Below are 18483 nucleotides of genomic sequence, written 5' to 3' on the forward strand. Positions count from 1 at the left end.
CTGACTCACCGGAGAGACGTAATGGACGCCACCCCTGTCCCCGTGCTCGCTCCCGTCGCCATCAGCGAGGACGAGCGTGCCGCCATCATCGAAGCCGTGCGCGATTTCGCGCAGTCCGAACTCGCGCCGCACGCGCTGGAGTGGGACAGGGCATCGCACTTCCCCCGCGAGACGCTGGGCCTCGGCGGCGAGCTCGGTCTCGGCGGCATCTACGTCCGCGAGGATGTCGGCGGCTCGGGCCTCTCGCGCTCCGATGCGGCCGCGATCTTCGAAGAGCTCGCGAAGGGCGACCCCGCGATCGCCGCCTACATCTCGATCCACAACATGGTGGCGTGGATGATCGACACGTACGGCACCGACCTTCAGCGCCAGGAGTGGCTTGCGCTCCTGACCTCGATGCAGGGCTTCGGCAGCTACTGCCTCACCGAGCCGGGTGCAGGGTCCGACGCCGCCGCGATCGCCACGAGCGCGATCCGTTCGGGCGACGAGTACGTGCTGACGGGAGTCAAGCAGTTCATCTCCGGCGGGGGCGAGGCATCCGTCTACGTCGTCATGGCCCGCACGGATGCCGATGCCGGCGCCCGCGGCATCACCGCGTTCCTCGTTCCGGCCGACACCGCCGGGCTGTCGTTCGGGCAGCTCGAGCACAAGATGGGGTGGAACGCCCAGCCGACGCGGCAGGTGATCCTCGACGAGGTGCGCGTGCCCGTGGCGAACATTCTGGGCGGCGAGGGTCAGGGCTTCAAGATCGCGATGTCGGCGCTCGACGGCGGCCGCATCAACATCGCCGCGTGCTCGCTGGGCGGCGCGCAGTGGGCCCTCGACCGCGCGGTGACGTACGTGCACGAGCGCTTCACGTTCGGCGAGCCGCTGGCCGAGAAGCAGGCCGTGGTGTTCGCGCTCGCCGACATGGCCACCGAGCTGCGCGCGGCGCGGGCACTCGTGCGCGATGCCGCCGCCGCTCTCGACGCGAAGGCACCCGACGCCTCCATGCAGTGCGCGATGGCCAAGCGGTTCGCCACGGACGCGGGCTTCAGCGTCGCGAACCAGGCGCTGCAGCTGCACGGCGGCTACGGTTACCTCCACGAGTACGGGATCGAGAAGGTGGTGCGCGATCTGCGTGTGCATCAGATCCTGGAGGGGACGAACGAGATCATGCGCGTGATCATCGGCCGCCAGCTGCTCGCGCGCTGACGATCTCAGGACGAGGAGGTCCGACATGAAGGTCGCATTCCTGGGGCTCGGCCATATGGGCCTGCCCATGGCGCGGAATCTCGCCGGCAGCGGACACGAGGTCGTCGGCTTCGACGTCTTCCCCGCCGCGGTCGACGCGGCGAGAGAGGCGGGGCTGACCGTCGCGGATTCGGGAACGGATGCCGCCACCGCCGCGGACGTCGTCATCACGATGTTCCAGACCGGCGCACAGGTGCTCGAGGCGTATCGGGGTTCCGAGGGGGCTCCGGGACTCCTCGGGGTCGCAGCATCCGGAGCGCTGTTCATCGACTGTTCGACGATCGCCGTGGACGAGGCGCGCGCCGCGCACGCGATCGCCGAGGCGGCCGGGCATCGCTCGCTCGACGCCCCGGTGTCGGGCGGGGTCGTCGGCGCCGAGAACGCCACGCTCGCGTTCATGGTCGGCGGCACCGACGACGACTTCGAGGCGGCACGGCCCCTGCTCGAGGCGATGGGCCGCCGCGTCGTGCACTGCGGAGGTGCCGGGCTCGGCCAGGCCGCGAAGGTCTGCAACAACATGATCCTCGCGGTGTCGCAGATCGCGGTGGCCGAGGCGTTCGTGCTGGGGGAGCGACTGGGACTCTCGCACCAGGCCCTCTTCGACGTCGCCTCGAACGCGTCGGGCCAGTGCTGGGCGCTGACGACCAACTGCCCCGTGCCGGGACCGGTGCCGACCAGCCCCGCGAACCGCGACTACCAGCCGGGCTTCGCGGGCGCCCTCATGAACAAGGACCTGGGTCTCGCCGAGCAGGCGATCCAGCTCACCGGGGTGGATGCCCGCATGGGCATGCTCGCGCGCGAGATCTACGCCCACTACGCAGACGGCCCCGGCGCAGGCCAGGACTTCTCCGGCATCATCAACTCGATCCGCGAGTTCTCGGACTGACGCCCCGCCCCTGCCCCCGGCACCCTGCCCCCCGAGGTCGCTTCTGCGGGTCCGCACCCCCGAGCCCGAGCATCCCACGACCGCGGAGCGCGTGCGCTTCTCCGCTCCGCAGTCAGCTTGTGCGCCGGCATCCAAAGGACACCGACCAGAAGTGACTGCGGAGCAGAGGCTTTACGATCAGGACGACCCCACCGAAGGAGCAGAGATGACTGAGGACCAGGCGACCGAGTACGAGACGATCCTGGTCGAGACGCGCGGCCGGGTCGGGTGGATCACCCTCAACCGGCCGGAGGCGCTCAACGCGCTGAACTCGCAGGTGTGCCGCGACGTCGTGGCCGCGGCATCCGTCTTCGATGCCGATGAGGGGATCGGCGCAATCGTCGTCACCGGCTCGGAGCGCGCGTTCGCCGCGGGCGCCGACATCAAAGAGATGGAGTCCAAGAACGGGCTCGAGATGCTGATGGGCGACCACTTCGGCGGCTGGACGCAGTTCGCCGCCGTGCGCACCCCGGTGATCGCGGCCGTGTCGGGCTATGCGCTCGGCGGCGGGTGCGAGCTCGCGATGATGTGCGACATCATCCTCGCGGCCGACACCGCGAAGTTCGGGCAGCCCGAGATCACCCTCGGCGTCATCCCGGGGATGGGCGGCTCGCAGCGCCTCATCCGCGCGGTCGGCTACTACAAGGCCGCCGAGCTCATCCTCACGGGACGGATGATGGATGCTGCGGAAGCCGAGCGCTCCGGACTGGTCTCACGCGTCGTGCCCGCGGCCGATCTCCTCGCCGAGGCACAGAAGACGGCCGAGACGATCGCGTCGAAGAGCCTGCCGTCGCTGTACGCCGCGAAGGCCGTGCTGGACGCCGCGCTGGAGACCCCGATGGCCGAGGGCCTGCGCCTCGAGAAGCACGTGTTCGCGAGCCTCTTCGACACCGAGGACCAGAAGGAGGGCATGGCCGCCTTCCGCGAGAAGCGCGCCCCGGAGTTCAAGGGCCGCTGATGTGGCTCCGGCATCCCGGTCGTTGTGCGGGGTGTGGCTCGGGCATCCCGGTCGTTGTGCGGGGTGTGGCTCGGGCATCCCGGTCGTTGCGTGATGTGGCTCCGGCATCCCGGTCGTCAAGTGTGATGTGGCTCCGACATCCCGGTCGTTGAGCGAGCTTGCGAGTCGAAACGCATCGAGCTCGCGGACTGCGGCGGGCTCGCGGCGTTTCGTCTCGCTCGTTCCTCGCTCGCGCAACGACCGGCGGTCGGGCTCTCTATCGCCCGGTCAGAGGGGGTCGGGCTGCGGACGGGGCTCGGTGAAGTCGCCGGCGTCCTTGCGGAAGCGCGCGATGATCCGCACGAGCTCGGTCGTGTCTGCGTCGGTGAGACCCGGATCCTCGAAGACCTCGGTGTTGAGGGCCGTGGTCGCGCGCTCCACGAGCTCGCGCCCGGTGTCGGTGAGCACGAGCATCGCCGCGCGCCCGTCGCCGGGGTGCGGTTCACGAGACACGAGACCGTCGCGGGCCAGGCGGTCGACGGTGTTCGTGACGCTGGTCGGGTGCACCTGGAGGCGGGCGATGGCGCTGGCCATCGGCATCCGTCCCTCCCTCGTGAAGCCGAGCAGGCGCAGCATCTCGTACCGCGCGAACGACAGGCCGAACGGCTTCAGAGCGGTGTCGATGCGCGCGAACAGGAGCTGCTGCGCGCGGATGATCGAGGTCACGGCGGTCATGCCCGCGGCGGCGTCCTCCCAACCATGGGCGATCCACTGGCGCTTGGCTTCGGCGATCGGGTCGACCGGAAGACGCTTGGGTGCTGCCATGTCGACCTCCTCGCTCCACCGTACCGGTCGACCCGGCTGGCAACGGACATGCGGATGCCGCGAAACGGCCGCTTATGTATACACACGGCGGGTCACGGGTCGGTCATCGCCGGTTCATTTCGCGGGATTGGGTACATTGCGACGCGAGCCATAGACTCATGCCCAGCGTGAGGAGATCGTATGAAGATCGTCGTCCTGGTCAAGGAAGTCCCGGATACCTATGGGGATCGCAAGCTGTCGCTCGAGACCGGCCTGGCCGATCGCGGCGCGAGCGAGACGGTGCTCGACGAGATCGGTGAGCGGGCGCTCGAGGTGGCCCTGTCGTACGCCGACAAGACGCCGGACACCGAAGTGGTCGTGCTCTCGATGACGCCGGAATCGTCGGCGGCGACGGTGCGCAAGGCACTCGCGATGGGCGCCGCGTCTGCGGTGCAGGTCGTCGACGAGGGACTGCTCGGCGCCGACCTGGGGCTCACCGCCGAGGTGCTCGCCGCGGCGCTGCAGCGCACCGGGTTCGACCTGGTGATCGGCGGCAACCTGTCGACCGACGGGGTGGGCGGGATCATCCCCGCGATGGTGGCCGAGATCCTCGACGTGCCGTCGGCGACGTATCTGAGCTCGGTCGAGATCCGTGACGGCGAGGTGCTCGGCACGCGCGCCTCCGACGGGGCGACCCTGCAGGTGACGGCGCCGCTTCCGGCGGTCATCTCGATCACCGAGGCGCTGCCCGACGCGCGCTTCCCCAACTTCAAGGGCATCATGGCGGCGAAGAAGAAGCCGTTCGAGACCCTGTCGCTCGCCGAGCTCGAGATCGACCCGCACGATCCGGGCGCGTCGCGGTCGATCGTGATCGCGCTCAGTGAGAAGCCGCCGCGCGAGGCCGGCGTCAAGATCGTCGACGAGGGGGACGCGGGCCAGAAGCTCGCGGACTTCCTCATCCAGAACCGGCTCGCGTGAGGTGGCACCCATGACGTTCGCAGATGACTCGATCCTGGTCCTCCTCGACACCACGCCCTCGGGCGCGCTCGCCAAGACGGCGGCAGAGCTGCTGGGTGCTGCCGCCTCGGTCGGCACGCCGGTCGCGCTGATCGTCGGCGATGCCGCGTTGGCGGCGGATGCTGCGGCCCTCGGCGCCGCGTCGGTGCTGGTCGCGCCGGCCGGCGAGGGCCTGGCGGTCCCGCGCGTGGACGCGCTGACGGAGGCCGCCGACCTGGTGCGCCCCGACGCGATCCTCGTGGCGAACTCGGTGGAGGGCCGCGAGGTCGCCGGCCGGTACGCCGCCCGCACCCGTTCGGGCGTCGCGGTGGATGCCGTCGGCGTCTCGCGCGATGCGGAAGGCGTCGTCGCGCACCACTCGGTGTACGGCGGCGCGTACAACGTCGACTCGGCCGTCACGTGGGGTGCGCCGGTCATCACGATCCGGCAGGGCTCGATCGACGCCCGCGCCGACGCGGTCGCCGGGGTCGAGGCCGAGCCGCTCGAGGTGCGCCCCTCGAGCCGTCGCGCCGCGACCGTGACCTCCGTCGACGAGGCCGTGGTCTCGTCGACGCGCCCCGAACTGCGCGGCGCGGCGAAGGTGGTGTCGGGCGGACGCGGACTCGGATCCGGTGAGAAGTTCGAACTCGTCGAGCAGCTGGCCGACGCGCTCGGCGCTGCGATCGGCGCGTCGCGTGCCGCGGTCGATGCCGGCTACGTGCCGTACTCGTACCAGGTCGGGCAGACCGGCGTCTCGGTGTCGCCGCAGCTGTACGTCGCGCTCGGCATCTCGGGCGCGATCCAGCACAAGGCCGGCATGCAGACCGCCAAGACCATCGTCGCGATCAACAAGGACGCCGACGCCCCGATCTTCGAGATCGCGGACTTCGGCGTGGTCGGCGACCTGTTCACGGTCGTGCCGCAGCTGATCGCCGCGCTCGAGGCGAAGAAGGCGTAACCCGGCATGGCGACGTTCGGTTCCACGGTGCGCCGCGGCCTCCCACGCGTGCCCGGCGGCGAGCCATGGCCGCCCCCCGGCGCCGCGCCCGGCGCGAACGGCAACGGCGCGGGCCCGGCAGCCGAGGTCGCCGTCGCCCAAATGGCGCAACACGCGAATTCGGATTCCTCGACCCCGCGCGTCGCGACCCTCGGCGCTGGATCCGCCGGCGACCATCCGGTTCCGCAGTCGCTTGTGGCGGGTGCGCACGAGGATGTCGCGCCGAAGGTGACTGCGCAACCGCGAGGTGCGGCCGGTGCGGTCACGCTGCGCCGGGGTCTGCCGCGCGTGCCCGGCGGAGAGCCCTGGCCGCCCGCCGGGCACGCGCCTGCGGTTCCGCAGTCGCTTGTGGCGGGTGCCGAGACGGATCACGCACCAGAAGTGACTGCGGAACAGCGGGGGCCCGACTCGACGGTGCTGACGCAGCGAGTCGCGGCCACCCCGCGCGCTGCGGTACCAGGAGCAGCTCCGACCGCGGCCGGCGACGGTGCCACGGCGCTGCGGCGCGGTCTGCCCCGCGTCGCGGGCGGCGAGCCCTGGCCACCGGCCTCCGTCGCCCCTTCCCGTTCCTCGCTCGTCGAGCGAGCGAGGAACGAGCGAGTCGAAACGCCCCGGACCGACGCGCAGCCCGAGATCGGCGACGTTTCGACTTCGGGCGCCAGTGCGCCCTACGCTCAACGACCGGAGACCGCCACCGGCGTGCCCCTGACGCAGCCGTTGCCGTTCCGTCGCACGGTGTGGGCCGGTGCCACTGCCAAGACCCATCCGGCGGCGAAGGCGGAGCCGGAGCGGATCGGGCCGTTGACCCGGGGCCAGTGGGCCGGCGCGGTGATCGTCGGCGGCGCCGGACTGCTGTACGCGGCCGGCATGGCGGTCTTCGCGGTGCGCTGGCTGCTGTCGACCGAGTGGGGCGTGGACTTCCTCGCGGCCTACCCGGGCGAGTACCACCTGCCCGAGGGAGCGCCGGTCGGCATTCCGGCGTGGCTCGGGTGGCAGCACTTCTTCAACGTGTTCCTGATGGTGCTGATCATCCGCACCGGACTGCAGGTGCGCACCGAGAAGCGGCCGAGCGTGTTCTGGTCGCCGCGCAGCAACGGCCGGCGCAAGATGAGCCTGAACCTGTGGTTCCACCAGTCGCTCGACATCCTGTGGATCGTCAACGGCGTGGTCTTCGTGGTGCTGCTGTTCGTGACCGGCCAATGGATGAAGATCGTGCCCACGTCGTGGGCGGTGTTCCCGAACGCCGTCTCCGCTGCGCTGCAGTACGTGTCGCTGGACTGGCCCACCGAGAACGGGTGGGTGAACTACAACTCGCTGCAGCAGCTGGCGTACTTCGCCACGGTGTTCCTCGCCGCACCCCTCGCGATCGCGACGGGGGTGCGGATGAGCCACGTCTGGCCGAAGAACGCTACCGGGCTGAACAAGGCGTACCCGGTGGAGTGGGCGCGCGCCGTGCACTTCCCGGTGATGCTCTACTTCGTGGCCTTCATCGCGGTGCACGTGTTCCTCGTGTTCGCGACCGGGGCGCTGCGCAATCTCAACCACATGTACGCGGCGCAGGGCTCGGTCGACCCGAACGCGTACGCCGACAACTGGACCGGATTCTGGTTCTTCGTCGCATCCCTCGTCGTGATCGCCGCCGCCTGGGTGGCCGCCCGGCCGCTCGTGCTGGCGCCGATCGCGCGCCTGTTCGGCAAGGTCTCCGGCCGCTGACGCGCCCGGCCTACTCGACGACGATGCCGGCGAGGTCCGCGAGGGCCGGCGCCATGAGCTGCAGCTGCTCGGGCGAGATCGTCGCGCCGCGGAGGCCCTCCATCCCGACGACCTGACCCACGTCGGCCCCGCGCAGGTCGACGTCGGTGAGCCGGGCGCCGCTCGCGTTCAGCGTGCCGATGCGGGCGCCGTCGAACGCGACGCGGCGGGCCGAGGCATCCAGCAGGTCGATCTCGTCGATGGTGCAGTCGACGAAGGCGACGTCGAGCAGCTCGGCCCCCCGGAGGTTCACGTAGCCGAGTTTGCAACGAGTGAATCGGATGCCGCGCCAGGCCCCGTCGTAGGCCTCGACGGAGCCGAATCGGCTGACGCGGAGCTCGACATCGCGCCAGCCGCCGCGTGCGGCCGAGACCGCGGGCACGTTGGCGCCCGCGAAGACGGACTCGACCAGGTGGGCGCCGCGGAGCGCCCACGTTCCGAGGTCGAGGCCGTCGAACCGGCACGCCTCGACGGTGGCACCCGACTCGAGCTGCCAGGTGTCGCGGGCGATGCCCGAGTACGCGACGCCGTCGAGGCGCCCGGCGTCGAGCATCTCGTCGTCGCCGGGATCGAGCGCGCCCAGCGACGATTCGTCGAAGTCGAAGGAGGGCGGCTGGGTGCCCTGGGTCTTGCGGGATCTGGCAGCTGGCATCGCCGCAACCTTAGCCCGTGCCGCCGACGCCGGCCCGCGGAGGTGTGTCGCCTCGGGTTCGGGGCGCGCCGCGTGCATTCGGGGCGCGCGGCACGCGCCCCCAGCGGACGTCGTGCGCCCCGAACTCCACAGCGATCCGCCCCGAGGCGACTCCAGGGAGGGGGGATAACCCGAAGAGAAGTCTCCGGGTGCCTCGGGCGCGCGGTGCGACGTACGCGCCTAACTTTGGTGACATGACCTCCTCGGACTCCCCTCCCGTCCGCCCGGTGACGCGGCCCGCCCAGGTGGCGGGCGCCATCGCGCAGCTCGCGGCCCTCGGCGTCATCGGAGCCGCGGCCTTCTCCCTCCTCTTCACGCTGCTCGGCGTCGGCATCGGCCTGGTGTTCGTGATCGGCATCGGCCTGGTGGTGCTCGTCGGGCTCGTCTACGTGCTCTTCGCGCTCGGCTGGCTCGAGACCGAGCGCGTCGACGGGCTCTACCGGTTCGGGCTTGCGCGGCTGCGTCCGCGGACCAGCGGCCGCCCCGGCTTCGGCGGGTTCCTGCGCACGATCTGGATGCAGGCGACCGATCCCGGCACGTGGCGCGCGATCGCGAACCTCGCGATCGCGACGATCCTCGGGTGGGTCGTCGTGGCCCTCGCCGGACTCCTGGTCTCGGGCGCCGTCCTCGTGTTCGCGCCGCTGTTCGCCGATGCGAGCGCCGTGCGGCTCGCGCGCACCGGCATCGAGGTGCCCCTCGCGTGGGCGGTCCCCGGGGGCATCTTCGCGGCGCTCTTCTCGGCCGCCGCGCTCATCGGACTCGGCGTGCTGCACGGCATCATCGCGCGGGCGATCATGGTGCCCTCGCGCGAGGCCCAGCTCGCCGCCGCGGCACGCATGTCGAGCCAGCAGCACGCCGGCGCGGTCCGCGCCGCCGACGTCGAGCGCACGCGCATCGAACGCGACCTCCACGACGGCGTCCAGCCCCGACTGGTCTCGGTCGGCATGACCCTCGGGCTCGCGCAGCAGAAGATCGACGCCGACCCCGAGGCCGCGAAGGCGCTGATCTCCGAGGCGCACACCTCGACGAAGGCGGCCATCACGGAACTGCGGCAGCTGGCCCGCGGCATCCACACCTCCGTCCTCGACGATCGCGGTCTCGACGCCGCCATCTCGGCCCTCGTCGCGCGCTCGGTGGTGCCCGTGCACACCGACGTGCGCCTGGACGGGCGCTGCAGCCGTGACACCGAGGCCGCCGCCTACTTCGTGATCGCCGAGGCCCTCACCAATGCCGCCAAGCACTCGCGGGCGACCGAGGTGCGGGTGGTCGCGCGACTGCGCGAGCCCGGGACGCTCTGGGCCCGCGTCGAAGACAACGGCGTGGGCGGCGCGCGGGTCATCCCCGGCGGCGGCCTCGACGGCATCGTCAACCGCGTCCTCGCTGCCGGCGGTGAGGCCCGCATCGACAGCCCCGCCGGGGGCCCCACGAGCGTGGAGGTGAGCATCCCGTGCGCATCCTGATCTGCGAGGACTCGGCGCTGCTGCGCGCCGGGCTGGTGCGGGTGCTCGAAGACTCCGGCCACGAGGTGGTCGCCGCCCTTCCCGACGCGTCGCGGCTCGACGAGACCGTCGACGAGACGGCGCCCGACCTGTGCATCCTCGACGTGCGGCTTCCGCCCACGTGGGTCGACGAGGGCATCCGCGCGGCCCTGTCGCTGCGGGCGCGCCTGCCCCAGCTCGCGGTGCTCGTGCTCTCGCAGTACGTCGAGGAGCGCTACGCTGCCGACCTCATCTCGTCCAGCGGCGGAGCCCTCGCCTACCTCCTGAAGGACCGCGTGGCCGACGTCACCGACTTCCTCGAGGCGATCGAGCGCATCGCCGCCGGTGCCACGGTGCTCGACCCCGAGGTGGTCGCGCAGCTGCTCAGCCGCAGGACGAGGGACGAACGGATGCTGCGCCTCACCGAACGCGAGGCCTCGGTGCTCGCGCTCATCGCGGAGGGACGCTCCAACCAGGCCATCGCCAAGACGCTGCACGTCACCGAGGGCAGTGTCGAGAAGCACATCACCGCGGTCTTCCAGAAGCTGGACCTCGAACCCGACGAATCGGGCAACCGGCGCGTGCTCGCCGCGATCGCCCACCTCGAGCACGGCGGCCCGACGCCGCCGGCTCCCCCCACACCCGGCGGCCGCGGGCCGCAGACAGGAACGAACCGATGAGCACGACCCTGACCCCTCCGCCCGTGGCCCCGGGCACCCCCGTCGAGCCGCCGCGGCCCTCCTCCGGGGGATCGCGGGCCGTCGCGATCGTCGTGATCGTGCTGGGCGGCATGGTGCTGCTGGGCGCGGCGATCTCGGCCGCCGTCGGGACCATCGCCTCGGCCTCGGTCCACACCTCCACCCGCACGGCCGACGCCGCCGGCGTCGACGAGCTCGACGTCGACGCCGCGGCCGGCACGCTGCGCGTCGAGTTCTCGGACGTGCGGGAAGCCGAGCTCGAGGTCACGAGCTCATGGGGCGCCGGAGACTGGCGGCTCGAGCGCGACGGCGACACGCTGCAGGTCTCGTCACCCGACCGCGACTGGTTCGGCTGGCGCGGATGGTTCGGCGACGGGGGAGCGGATGCCGTGCTGCGGCTGCCCGCGTCGCTGGAAGGGCTGGACGCCGACATCTCGCTGGCGGCCGGCGAGTTCGTGACCGACGGCGAGTTCGGCGCGCTGGACCTCTCGCTCGCGGCCGGCTCGTTCGATGTGACGGGATCGGCCGAGTCGCTCAGCGCGGACGTCAGCGCCGGACGCGGAACGCTCGAGCTCGACGGCGTGCGCGAAGCCGACCTCACCGTGAGCGCGGGCTCGCTCGACGCGACCCTGACCGGCACCGCGCCGGACGCGGTCGAGCTCGACGTGAGCGCCGGTTCACTGCGGCTCACGGTGCCTGAGGGCGAGTACGACGTGCGCTCGGAGGTCTCGGCAGGTCAGTTCGACAACAGCATCGGCTCGACGCCCGGTGCGTCCCGCACGATCGACGTGCAGGTCTCCGCGGGTCAGGCCGTGCTCAAGTCGGGGAGCTGACCGCCCCCGCAGTGACGTCCGGGAGCTGACCGCCCGCACTCCTTCCGACCCGTCGTCGCGGCTCTGCGACGGCGGGTCGGTCCGCGTCTTCGGGTCCGCCACCCCCGTCCGTTCGTCACCTGTGTACGCGAAATCTCCCGTTCCGCGTGCACAGGCGACGAACGAACGAGGAAGGGGCGGGGCGATCGGGTGGCGCGGGATCGGGGGTCAGGAGGAGACGGATGCTGCGCCCGCGGCGAATCCCTCGGCGTAGGCCTCGTCGGCGCCGAGGCGGAACATGTCCTTCTCGAGCGGGCGCACGATCGAACGGGCGCCGGGAAGATCCAGGGCGCCGACGAGGTCGGCGCGGCCGCGCACCACAGCGACGGGACGCCGGGTCGCCTTTCCCTTGACGAGGTCCGCCGCGGCCGCGAGCTCGTCCCCGACGCACGGCATCGTGACGACGAGCGGGCGGCCCTCCGCATCGGTCCCTCCGCGCAGGTCCTCGAAGACGTGCACGCCGCCGGCGCCGATCGCGTGATCGGTCTGGCCTTCGCGCCAGGCGCGGCCGAGCGTGTCGGAGACGATGACGCCGACCTCGGCGCCGAGGCGCTCCCGGAGGCCCGCGGCGATCGCCCGTGCGGAGGCATCGGGGTCGACGGGCAGCAGGAGCACGGTGCCCTCGGGGGTGTTCGACGCGTCGACGCCGGCCGCGGCCGAGACCATGCCGAGGCGGTTCTCGACGATGCGCGTCGTGGAGCCGTGGGGGGTGGTGCGAGAGGCCACGACCCGCACGGTCTCGGACGTGATGGCGTCTTCCCGGTCGTCGGCGACGACGAAGCGCCCCTCCGCCTTCGAGACGATCTTCGACGTCACCACGAGGATGTCGCCGTCCACGAGCTCGTCACCCGCCGCGCGGGCGATGACATCGACGAGGTCGGTGCCCGCCTGGATCTCGGGGATGCCCTCGAGGGGCCAGACGGTGAGCGCGGTGCGGGGCGGCATGGGTCCAGTCTTCCGGATGCGCGGCGCTCCCGCTCCGCCGTCGGAAACGTCGAGGGGGCGTGTCCGGCGGACCGGACACGCCCCCTCGGGGACAGCGGTGGATCAGCGCACGAAGCGCACCTCGGTGAGGGTCTCGCCGAGGAAGGGCTCGGTGTGCGTCGCGCCGTCGAGGGCGAAGCCGTTGCGCGTGTAGAAGCGGTGCGCGCGGGGGTTGTCGTCGGCGACCCAGAGGTATAGGCCCTCGGCGGGCTCGACGACCGCGTCGAAGAGCTTCTGGCCGATGCCGGTGCCGTGGTGGGCGTCGAGCAGGTAGATGAAGTACAGCTCGCGGAAGCGCGGGGCGTCCTTGTCGCGGGCGGGGCCGGAGCCCGCGAATCCGACGATCTCGCCGTTCACGAGGGCGGCGAACATCTTGAACTCGGGTCCCTGGACGGCCCAGTGGGTCCAGAGCTCGGCGAGGCGCTTGGGTGAGACGGCCTCGAGGGCGGCCTTGCTGATGAGGTGGTCGTACGTCTCGTGCCAGGCGGTCGCGTGGACGCGCCCGAGGGCCTCCGCGTCGACGTCACGCACCGGACGGACGACGATGTCGGTCTGGGTTTCGGCTTCCATGGCCAGACTCTACGCGCGTCGGCGCGAGACCCGAAATCGGGGCAACGCCCGGTGAACAAGGGGTGACGAACGGATGCCGCGGCCCGGCGGTTCTCCGAATCTCACGGTGCGTCGATCTGAGCGGGCGACCGGGGGAGGCTGTCGGGAATCGACAACCGAATCGGTGCACCCGTCGAGGATCGCTACGATCACACCTCGTGAACGTGATGTGGCGGACCCTGATCGTGATGGTGACCGCGCGGCGGAGGCTGCGGCGGGGCGGACGACTCGGTCCGAACGAGATCAGCCGGATCCGGCTCACGACACTGCTCACCGACATCGACCTGCTGCGCCACATGAACAACGGGCGCTACCTCTCGCTGTTCGACCTCGGCCGATGGGACCTCCTCGTGCGGACGGGCCTGTGGGACGTCATGAAGACCTACGGCTGGTACGCCGTCGTCTCGAGCGAGACGGTGACCTTCCGCAAATCGCTCAATCTATGGCAGAAGTTCGACGTCGAATCGCGCATGATCGGGCACGACGACAAGGCCGTCTACCTCGAGCATCGCGCGGTGGTCGGCGGCGAGGTGTACGCCCGCGCGATCATCCGCGCCCGCATGATGAAGCGTTCCGGGGGAACGCTGTCGCACGAGGAGCTCTTCGCCGCGATCGGCCGCCCCGAAGGCGTGCCCGAAGTGGATGCGTGGGTCCACGAGTGGGCGGCAGCATCCGCTCTGCCTCCCACGCGAGCGGAGGCGCCCAGCGTCTGGAGCTGAAGCGTCAGCGGAGGATCGCTGTCGCGATGAGCGACATCGCGGCGAGGATGCCGACGTTGATGGTCGCCAGCAGCAGGGTCCAGTAGCGGCTCGGCTGCAGGTGGGTCCAGCTGCGGTGATCGACGGCGTCCAGCGCGGCGTCGAGGGTGCGGTAGCGGCCGAGGGTCCGTCCGCCGCGTGTCGCCACATAGCCGCGTTCGTCCCGCGTCACTCCGCCCACCTGGCGTCCGAAGCGGTCAGCGGCCCAGGAGCCGCGCTCGGGGGTGGACCAGTGGATCTCACCAACCCGGTCTTCGGTGTGCTGTGTCATGCCTCCACGCTAAGGACGCGTCGACGCCGACCCCGGGTCTTGACAGGAACGCCGGCCGCGCCTATTTACGGTGCGGAGGGGTTGTCGGGCTCGGGCACGATCGTGAGGCCCGCGGGCGAGTTCGCCGCCTTGGTGAGGGCCTCCACCCACGCGGGGTTGAGGCGGGGCTGGCGGCCGCCGAAGTACTCGAACGCCAGCGAGACGTTCGGGCTCAGCCACACCGAGGTGCGTCCGAGGCCGGCGCGGGTCGGGTCGCTCCACGTGAACGGGAACGACTCGCCTCTTCGCAGCTTGGCCCAGATGACCGCCTGCAGATGCGCGAGGATCCGATCGTCGATCGACGTCGTGACGCGGGTGTCGTAGGTGAGCGTGCCCATCGGTCCCACCTTAGCGCCCGGGAGATCGTGGCGTGTCGGATCGCGTCTGCGATCGGAGTGCGTGGCATTGTACGCGGTTTCGCCGCGTTTGTCCGGTGTTGCGCCTCGACGCGAACGTCCTCGACGCTGGTGACATGTCCCGTCCCCTCCAGCTCACCCGTGACTTGCGCGCCGCGCTCTCGACCGGCGAGCTGTGGATCGCCTTCCAGCCGCAGTACGACCTGGATCCGGCGGGCCCCCCCGACGCCCCGGGGCCGACGGACCCTGTCGCCGTCGAGGCGCTCTGCCGGTGGACGCATGCGCTCCTCGGCGCCGTCCCGCCCGACACGTTCATCCCCCTCGCAGAGCAGGGGCGCTTCCTCGACGAGGTGGATCTTCTGGTGTTCGACCGAGCGGTGGACAGCGTGATGCGGTGGCGCGGGTCGGGACACCCGCTCGGTCTCGCGGTGAACGCGTCTCCTGCGCACTTCTCCACCCGGTACGCCGACACGGTGGTGGCTCGGCTGGACCGGCTCGGCATCGACCCCGCCGGCATCACGATCGAGATCACCGAGGCTCCGACACCGCAGCTGCGTCCGGAGATGGTCACCGCGATGCAGACGCTGCGGTCCGTCGGGGTCTCGATCTCGGTCGACGACTACGCCGGCGGTGACACCACCGTGGCGATGCTGCAGGCCCTTCCGATCGACGAGGTGAAGATCGACCGATCACTCACGCAGCGGACGGATGCCGAAGCCGACGACGCGATCGCCGCCGTGGTGGCCAGCAGCGCCGAGCATGGATGGCGGGTGCTGGCGGAGGGCATCGAGACCGTGGCCGACCTCGACCGCTCCCGCCGTCGCGGCTGCCACCGCGGGCAGGGCTACCTGTGGGGGCTCCCGATGCCGTCCGACGAGATGGACGGGCTGCTCGCGGACGGACCGGACCAGGCCGCGCCTCAGAGCCCGTAGTCGGCGAGGTCCTCGCTGTGCTCGTCGCTGGGCGCCGGCGTGTCGCCGACCTCGAACTGCGACCACGTCACCGGCATGCCGGGGGAGAACAGGATGTCGACTCCCGGTCCCCCGCGCAGCGGCGGGATGTTCACGTAGCCGCCCCCCGCCTTGATCGCCTCGAGGATCTTGGTCTTCAGCTCCGAGACGGGGTCGGGGAGGAAATAGTCGCGTCCATCGACGGTGAGCCGGTTCACGATCGCCATCGCACCAGCGTACCTGGGCCACCCGCCCGTAGGATCGAAGCGTGGGCATACTTCACTACGGCGCACCCCCGGCGTCCTTCACGATCGACGATCGCACCCTCGCTCACCTCGAGCTGGTCATCATGGCGAAGCTGCGGCGACGGGAGAATCTGTCGTTCGCCCACGTCGACGAGAACACGTCGCTGCGTCAGGCCGTCTGGATCTCTTCGGTGACGCCGCTGCGGTTCGAGTACGAGGGGCCGATGCCCGAGATCAACCGGCTCTGGCTGCAGGATCTGATCGACGTGGCGAACTCGTCGTCCGGGCTCCGGGTCGTGCCCGAGCCCGACCTTCCGTCACGCTGAGACCCGGCCGCCGCCGTCGCGCTTCGCGCGGTACATCGCCGCGTCCGCGGCATCCAGCAGTCCTCCGGGAGAGATCCCGCGCTCGGCCGCGACGACGCCCGCGGAGGCGCCTACGGCGACCTCGACGCCGCGCACCGTGATCGGCTCGGCGATCGCGGCCAGCGCCCTTCCCGCGATGGCCGCGGCCTCCTCCGGCCCTGCGCTGACGCACACGATCACGAACTCGTCGCCGCCCAGTCGTACGACGATGTCGGAGCCGCGGGCCACCCCGCTCAGCCGGCGGCCGATCGCGGCCAGGACGGCGTCGCCCATCTCGTGACCGTACGTGTCGTTGATGAGCTTGAAGTCGTCGAGGTCGAGGAAGACGACAGCCACGGCGGCGTCGGAGACCTGCAGCAGCTCGTTCAGCCGGTCGTCCAGGAAGCGGCGGTTGTGCAGACCCGTGAGGGCATCGCGCAGCGCGAGCTCTGCGAGCTCGGCCTGGGTGCGGGCGACCATGGCCGACCTGATCTCCTCGCCGAGGTCCGCAGCGTCCTGGGCGTGTTCACCCCACGGGAGGCTGCGACCCGTGACGCTCTCGCGCCAGGCGGAGAACGACCGGCGAGGGGAGAGCGGCGTGTCGCGGTTCTCCGGTCGCTGGTCGCCGAGCCAGTCGACCGTGCGCGAGACCTCGCTGCGTACGAAGACGAGCGTGTCGCCGTCGCTGCCGAGCGGGACGATGAGAAGGCCGGCGACGCCCGGCACTTCCACCGCGAGGCCCGGACGTTCGATCGGAAGCGCCTCCCACAGCAGTCGCCCCGGGCCGAGCTCGTCGATCACGGCGAACAGGCGAGCGGGGGGCGGGACGACGCCCACGGTGTGGACCGTGTCGCCCATGCGCAGCAGGGCGCCGTCCGCGGGAACCACGTCGAGCACGGTCCGCTCGCCGCTCATCAGCACGGCGCCGACATCGGCGCGCCCGTAGAGCGGGGCGATGATGGCGATCCGCCGCTCGCGCGCCTCGAGCTGCCGGCGCAGGCGCCGGATCTGCTCAGCAGCGGCGAGCTGGGTGACGACCTGGGTCGCCATCACCTCGAGGGCCCGGCGCAGCAGCACGGGCAGACGTCGGGGGGTGCGGTGAGCGCACGTGAACATCCCCACGAGGCGGTCGTCGATGACGAGGCCGAACGACACCGTCGCCGCCTGCCCCATATTGCGCATGAACTGGAGGTGGTGCGGCGACACGGCGCGCAGCTCGCTGCGCCCGAGGTCGAGCGGGGCGTCCTCGGGAAGCAGCGTGTGCAGGGCGAAGCCCTGGTCCTCGGTGTCGGCGATGACCCGTGAGCGCTTCTCGATGTACAGCGCTCGCGCCTGCGCCGGGATGTCGGAGGCGGGGAAGTGGAGTCCGAAGTACGCCTCCATGTCGGGTTCGCGCTCGTCGGCCACGACCTGCCCGTGCCCGTCCTCGTGGAACTCGTAGCACATGACCCGGTCGAAGCCCGTGATGTCCTTGATCTCGCGGGCGGCCTGCTGCCGCAGCTCGTCGGGGTCGGTGACCCCCGCCAAGCGCTGGATCGCGCCGACGACTCCGGTGCGGACGTATTCGAGCTCCGGCACCACAGGCTCCAGCTCGACGACGAGAGGGACGGTGCCGCGATGCGCGATGACGTCGTAGACGCCGCCCTCGAACTCCGCGCGCACCGGATCGACGGCCAGTCCCTGGCTGATCGCCCAGGAAAGCGTGTCGCTGCCGGCCTCGCGCAGGTCGCGTCCGAGCCAGTGCTCGACGTTCTCGCTCGCCACGACCACGACTCCGGTCGCCTCATCGATGCCGAAAAGGGCGCCGTGCGCCTGGATGCGTCCGATCGTGCGGATCTGCTCCTGCGAGCATTCCTGGAGGCGGAGCGTCTCCGCATCATCGCGGGGACGGTCTCCGTCGAAGAGGAGGGCGGGGGTGTCGGTCAACGCGGGTCCTTCGGGGGCGTGGCGGGTGGGGGGAACTGCGTCGGCGAGACCACTCATTCTATGCGGGAGGGGACCCGGGACCTAAGAATCCCGGTGCAGCGCCGTACCTAGCGCACGCACTGCCGGTACGCAACGGGTTTGCCGCTCGACGGGTGCGGAGGTTGCCTGGCAGTGGTGACGCCAGCCTGACCCCGCCGGCGTCGGAGGGAGAAGGAGGAGCCGTGGACACGACCACACTGATCTGGATCATCGTCGGCGTCGTCATCGTACTCGCGATCGTCGTCGTGGCACTGCTGCTCACCGCGCGCGGGCGCCGCGAGCGTCGCCGGGAGCACCAGCACGATCGAGCCGAGAAGATGCGCGAGGACGCGCGCGAGACCGAGCTGCAGGCTCGGCAGCACGAGGCCGAGGCGGCTCGTGCCCGCGCGGACGCCGCAGCCGCAGCGGCGGCCGCGGAGGATGCCAAGGCGCGGGCGGCCGAAGCCTCGATCGAGGCCGAACGCCGCGCGGGACGCGTCGACGACCACCGCGCAGAGGCCGAAGGCCTGCGTCAGCAGCACGCCGAGGCGATGCGGAAGGCCGACGACGTCGACCCCTACGTCGACGGCGCCGGTGCCC

Annotated in this window: 21 protein-coding genes; 13 read left to right on the forward strand and 8 right to left on the reverse strand. The window is 71.2% G+C overall.

The annotated features are described in order from the left end of the window. The first annotated feature begins 21 nt into the window (after positions 1 to 21). From AC3A46_RS11880 to AC3A46_RS11890, 3 genes are all read left to right on the forward strand, one after another. The gene (locus AC3A46_RS11880) at positions 22 to 1194 is read left to right on the forward strand and encodes an acyl-CoA dehydrogenase family protein (protein ID WP_487665367.1); all 1173 of its coding nucleotides are present in this window, start codon (positions 22 to 24) and stop codon (positions 1192 to 1194) included. A 25-nt stretch (positions 1195 to 1219) separates the two neighbouring features. Further along, on the forward strand, positions 1220 to 2119 hold the full coding sequence (mmsB, locus tag AC3A46_RS11885; RefSeq protein WP_487665368.1) for a 3-hydroxyisobutyrate dehydrogenase: 900 nt from the start codon (positions 1220 to 1222) through the stop codon (positions 2117 to 2119). Positions 2120 to 2324: 205 nt separating this feature from the next. Continuing rightward, entirely contained in the window at positions 2325 to 3116 is a 792-nt protein-coding gene (locus tag AC3A46_RS11890; protein WP_487665369.1) for an enoyl-CoA hydratase, read from the forward strand. A 267-nt stretch (positions 3117 to 3383) separates the two neighbouring features. Here AC3A46_RS11890 and AC3A46_RS11895 read toward each other — a convergent pair whose 3' ends face one another. Continuing rightward, positions 3384 to 3920 (reverse strand): MarR family winged helix-turn-helix transcriptional regulator, encoded by a 537-nt coding sequence (locus tag AC3A46_RS11895; protein ID WP_310249235.1) that lies wholly within the window; start codon positions 3918 to 3920, stop codon positions 3384 to 3386. A gap of 180 nt (positions 3921 to 4100) precedes the next feature. Between AC3A46_RS11895 and AC3A46_RS11900 the strand changes: the two genes are divergently transcribed. The 3 genes from AC3A46_RS11900 (at position 4101) to AC3A46_RS11910 (ending at position 7605) form a co-directional block, all read left to right on the forward strand. Next, complete coding sequence (locus AC3A46_RS11900) at positions 4101 to 4877, forward strand: electron transfer flavoprotein subunit beta/FixA family protein (protein WP_487665370.1); 777 nt, start codon at positions 4101 to 4103, stop codon at positions 4875 to 4877. A gap of 10 nt (positions 4878 to 4887) precedes the next feature. Next, positions 4888 to 5853 (forward strand): electron transfer flavoprotein subunit alpha/FixB family protein, encoded by a 966-nt coding sequence (locus tag AC3A46_RS11905; protein WP_487665371.1) that lies wholly within the window; start codon positions 4888 to 4890, stop codon positions 5851 to 5853. 738 nt (positions 5854 to 6591) lie between these two features. Further along, positions 6592 to 7605 carry a cytochrome b/b6 domain-containing protein gene (locus AC3A46_RS11910; RefSeq protein WP_487665372.1) on the forward strand — a complete coding sequence of 338 codons (1014 nt, stop codon included), beginning with the start codon at positions 6592 to 6594 and terminating at the stop codon, positions 7603 to 7605. A 10-nt stretch (positions 7606 to 7615) separates the two neighbouring features. Here AC3A46_RS11910 and AC3A46_RS11915 read toward each other — a convergent pair whose 3' ends face one another. Beyond that, positions 7616 to 8296, reverse strand: a complete 681-nt coding sequence (locus AC3A46_RS11915) for a pentapeptide repeat-containing protein (RefSeq protein ID WP_487665373.1) — start codon at positions 8294 to 8296, stop codon at positions 7616 to 7618. Positions 8297 to 8529: 233 nt separating this feature from the next. On the opposite strand from AC3A46_RS11915, the gene AC3A46_RS11920 reads away from it, so the two are divergent. From AC3A46_RS11920 to AC3A46_RS11930, 3 genes are read left to right on the forward strand one after another with little or no spacing between them, the layout of a single operon-like run. Beyond that, a complete protein-coding gene (locus AC3A46_RS11920) occupies positions 8530 to 9795 on the forward strand; it encodes a sensor histidine kinase (protein ID WP_487665374.1) in 1266 nt (421 codons plus the stop codon). Beyond that, complete coding sequence (locus tag AC3A46_RS11925) at positions 9783 to 10493, forward strand: response regulator (RefSeq protein WP_487665375.1); 711 nt, start codon at positions 9783 to 9785, stop codon at positions 10491 to 10493. The genes AC3A46_RS11920 and AC3A46_RS11925 overlap by 13 nt, the downstream gene beginning before the upstream one ends. Then, entirely contained in the window at positions 10490 to 11344 is an 855-nt protein-coding gene (locus AC3A46_RS11930; protein ID WP_487665376.1) for a DUF4097 family beta strand repeat-containing protein, read from the forward strand. The genes AC3A46_RS11925 and AC3A46_RS11930 overlap by 4 nt, the downstream gene beginning before the upstream one ends. A gap of 207 nt (positions 11345 to 11551) precedes the next feature. On the opposite strand, the gene cofE is transcribed toward AC3A46_RS11930, so the two are convergent. Beyond that, a complete protein-coding gene (cofE, locus tag AC3A46_RS11935) occupies positions 11552 to 12328 on the reverse strand; it encodes a coenzyme F420-0:L-glutamate ligase (protein WP_487665377.1) in 777 nt (258 codons plus the stop codon). 102 nt (positions 12329 to 12430) lie between these two features. Beyond that, complete coding sequence (locus AC3A46_RS11940; protein ID WP_045299709.1) at positions 12431 to 12937, reverse strand: GNAT family N-acetyltransferase; 507 nt, start codon at positions 12935 to 12937, stop codon at positions 12431 to 12433. Positions 12938 to 13134: 197 nt separating this feature from the next. On the opposite strand from AC3A46_RS11940, the gene AC3A46_RS11945 reads away from it, so the two are divergent. Next, positions 13135 to 13695, forward strand: coding sequence for a thioesterase family protein (locus tag AC3A46_RS11945; protein ID WP_447658966.1), 561 nt, complete (start codon positions 13135 to 13137; stop codon positions 13693 to 13695). A gap of 4 nt (positions 13696 to 13699) precedes the next feature. On the opposite strand, the gene AC3A46_RS11950 is transcribed toward AC3A46_RS11945, so the two are convergent. Beyond that, on the reverse strand, positions 13700 to 14005 hold the full coding sequence (locus AC3A46_RS11950) for a hypothetical protein (protein ID WP_487665378.1): 306 nt from the start codon (positions 14003 to 14005) through the stop codon (positions 13700 to 13702). Positions 14006 to 14070: 65 nt separating this feature from the next. Next, positions 14071 to 14382, reverse strand: a complete 312-nt coding sequence (locus AC3A46_RS11955; protein WP_487665379.1) for a DUF7882 family protein — start codon at positions 14380 to 14382, stop codon at positions 14071 to 14073. A 134-nt stretch (positions 14383 to 14516) separates the two neighbouring features. Between AC3A46_RS11955 and AC3A46_RS11960 the strand changes: the two genes are divergently transcribed. Further along, positions 14517 to 15332, forward strand: a complete 816-nt coding sequence (locus AC3A46_RS11960) for an EAL domain-containing protein (protein ID WP_487665380.1) — start codon at positions 14517 to 14519, stop codon at positions 15330 to 15332. On the opposite strand, the gene AC3A46_RS11965 is transcribed toward AC3A46_RS11960, so the two are convergent. Further along, positions 15320 to 15577 carry a hypothetical protein gene (locus AC3A46_RS11965; RefSeq protein WP_487665381.1) on the reverse strand — a complete coding sequence of 86 codons (258 nt, stop codon included), beginning with the start codon at positions 15575 to 15577 and terminating at the stop codon, positions 15320 to 15322. The two genes, AC3A46_RS11960 and AC3A46_RS11965, sit on opposite strands and share 13 nt — an antisense overlap. Positions 15578 to 15618: 41 nt before the next feature. Between AC3A46_RS11965 and AC3A46_RS11970 the strand changes: the two genes are divergently transcribed. Continuing rightward, entirely contained in the window at positions 15619 to 15921 is a 303-nt protein-coding gene (locus AC3A46_RS11970; protein ID WP_487665382.1) for a DUF7882 family protein, read from the forward strand. Here AC3A46_RS11970 and AC3A46_RS11975 read toward each other — a convergent pair. Further along, the gene (locus AC3A46_RS11975) at positions 15913 to 17865 is read right to left on the reverse strand and encodes a bifunctional diguanylate cyclase/phosphodiesterase (protein WP_487665383.1); all 1953 of its coding nucleotides are present in this window, start codon (positions 17863 to 17865) and stop codon (positions 15913 to 15915) included. The genes AC3A46_RS11970 and AC3A46_RS11975 overlap by 9 nt on opposite strands. A 221-nt stretch (positions 17866 to 18086) precedes the next feature. Here AC3A46_RS11975 and AC3A46_RS11980 point away from each other — a divergent pair. Next, on the forward strand, positions 18087 to 18483 hold a 397-nt coding region (locus tag AC3A46_RS11980), incomplete at its 3' end, for a hypothetical protein (protein WP_487665384.1).

This window comes from Microbacterium sp. Soil_C_42 (genome assembly GCF_057656735.1).

Coding starts and splice junctions, on each gene's coding strand:
- AC3A46_RS11915 (WP_487665373.1), bottom strand. CDS start 8,296: ATGCCAGCTGCCAGATCCCGCAAGACCCAGGGCACCCAGCCGCCCTCC.
- AC3A46_RS11900 (WP_487665370.1), top strand. CDS start 4,101: ATGAAGATCGTCGTCCTGGTCAAGGAAGTCCCGGATACCTATGGGGAT.
- mmsB (WP_487665368.1), top strand. CDS start 1,220: ATGAAGGTCGCATTCCTGGGGCTCGGCCATATGGGCCTGCCCATGGCG.
- AC3A46_RS11895 (WP_310249235.1), bottom strand. CDS start 3,920: ATGGCAGCACCCAAGCGTCTTCCGGTCGACCCGATCGCCGAAGCCAAG.
- AC3A46_RS11955 (WP_487665379.1), bottom strand. CDS start 14,382: ATGGGCACGCTCACCTACGACACCCGCGTCACGACGTCGATCGACGAT.
- AC3A46_RS11880 (WP_487665367.1), top strand. CDS start 22: ATGGACGCCACCCCTGTCCCCGTGCTCGCTCCCGTCGCCATCAGCGAG.
- AC3A46_RS11960 (WP_487665380.1), top strand. CDS start 14,517: ATGTCCCGTCCCCTCCAGCTCACCCGTGACTTGCGCGCCGCGCTCTCG.
- AC3A46_RS11920 (WP_487665374.1), top strand. CDS start 8,530: ATGACCTCCTCGGACTCCCCTCCCGTCCGCCCGGTGACGCGGCCCGCC.
- AC3A46_RS11950 (WP_487665378.1), bottom strand. CDS start 14,005: ATGACACAGCACACCGAAGACCGGGTTGGTGAGATCCACTGGTCCACC.
- AC3A46_RS11930 (WP_487665376.1), top strand. CDS start 10,490: ATGAGCACGACCCTGACCCCTCCGCCCGTGGCCCCGGGCACCCCCGTC.
- AC3A46_RS11890 (WP_487665369.1), top strand. CDS start 2,325: ATGACTGAGGACCAGGCGACCGAGTACGAGACGATCCTGGTCGAGACG.
- AC3A46_RS11940 (WP_045299709.1), bottom strand. CDS start 12,937: ATGGAAGCCGAAACCCAGACCGACATCGTCGTCCGTCCGGTGCGTGAC.
- cofE (WP_487665377.1), bottom strand. CDS start 12,328: ATGCCGCCCCGCACCGCGCTCACCGTCTGGCCCCTCGAGGGCATCCCC.
- AC3A46_RS11965 (WP_487665381.1), bottom strand. CDS start 15,577: ATGGCGATCGTGAACCGGCTCACCGTCGATGGACGCGACTATTTCCTC.
- AC3A46_RS11905 (WP_487665371.1), top strand. CDS start 4,888: ATGACGTTCGCAGATGACTCGATCCTGGTCCTCCTCGACACCACGCCC.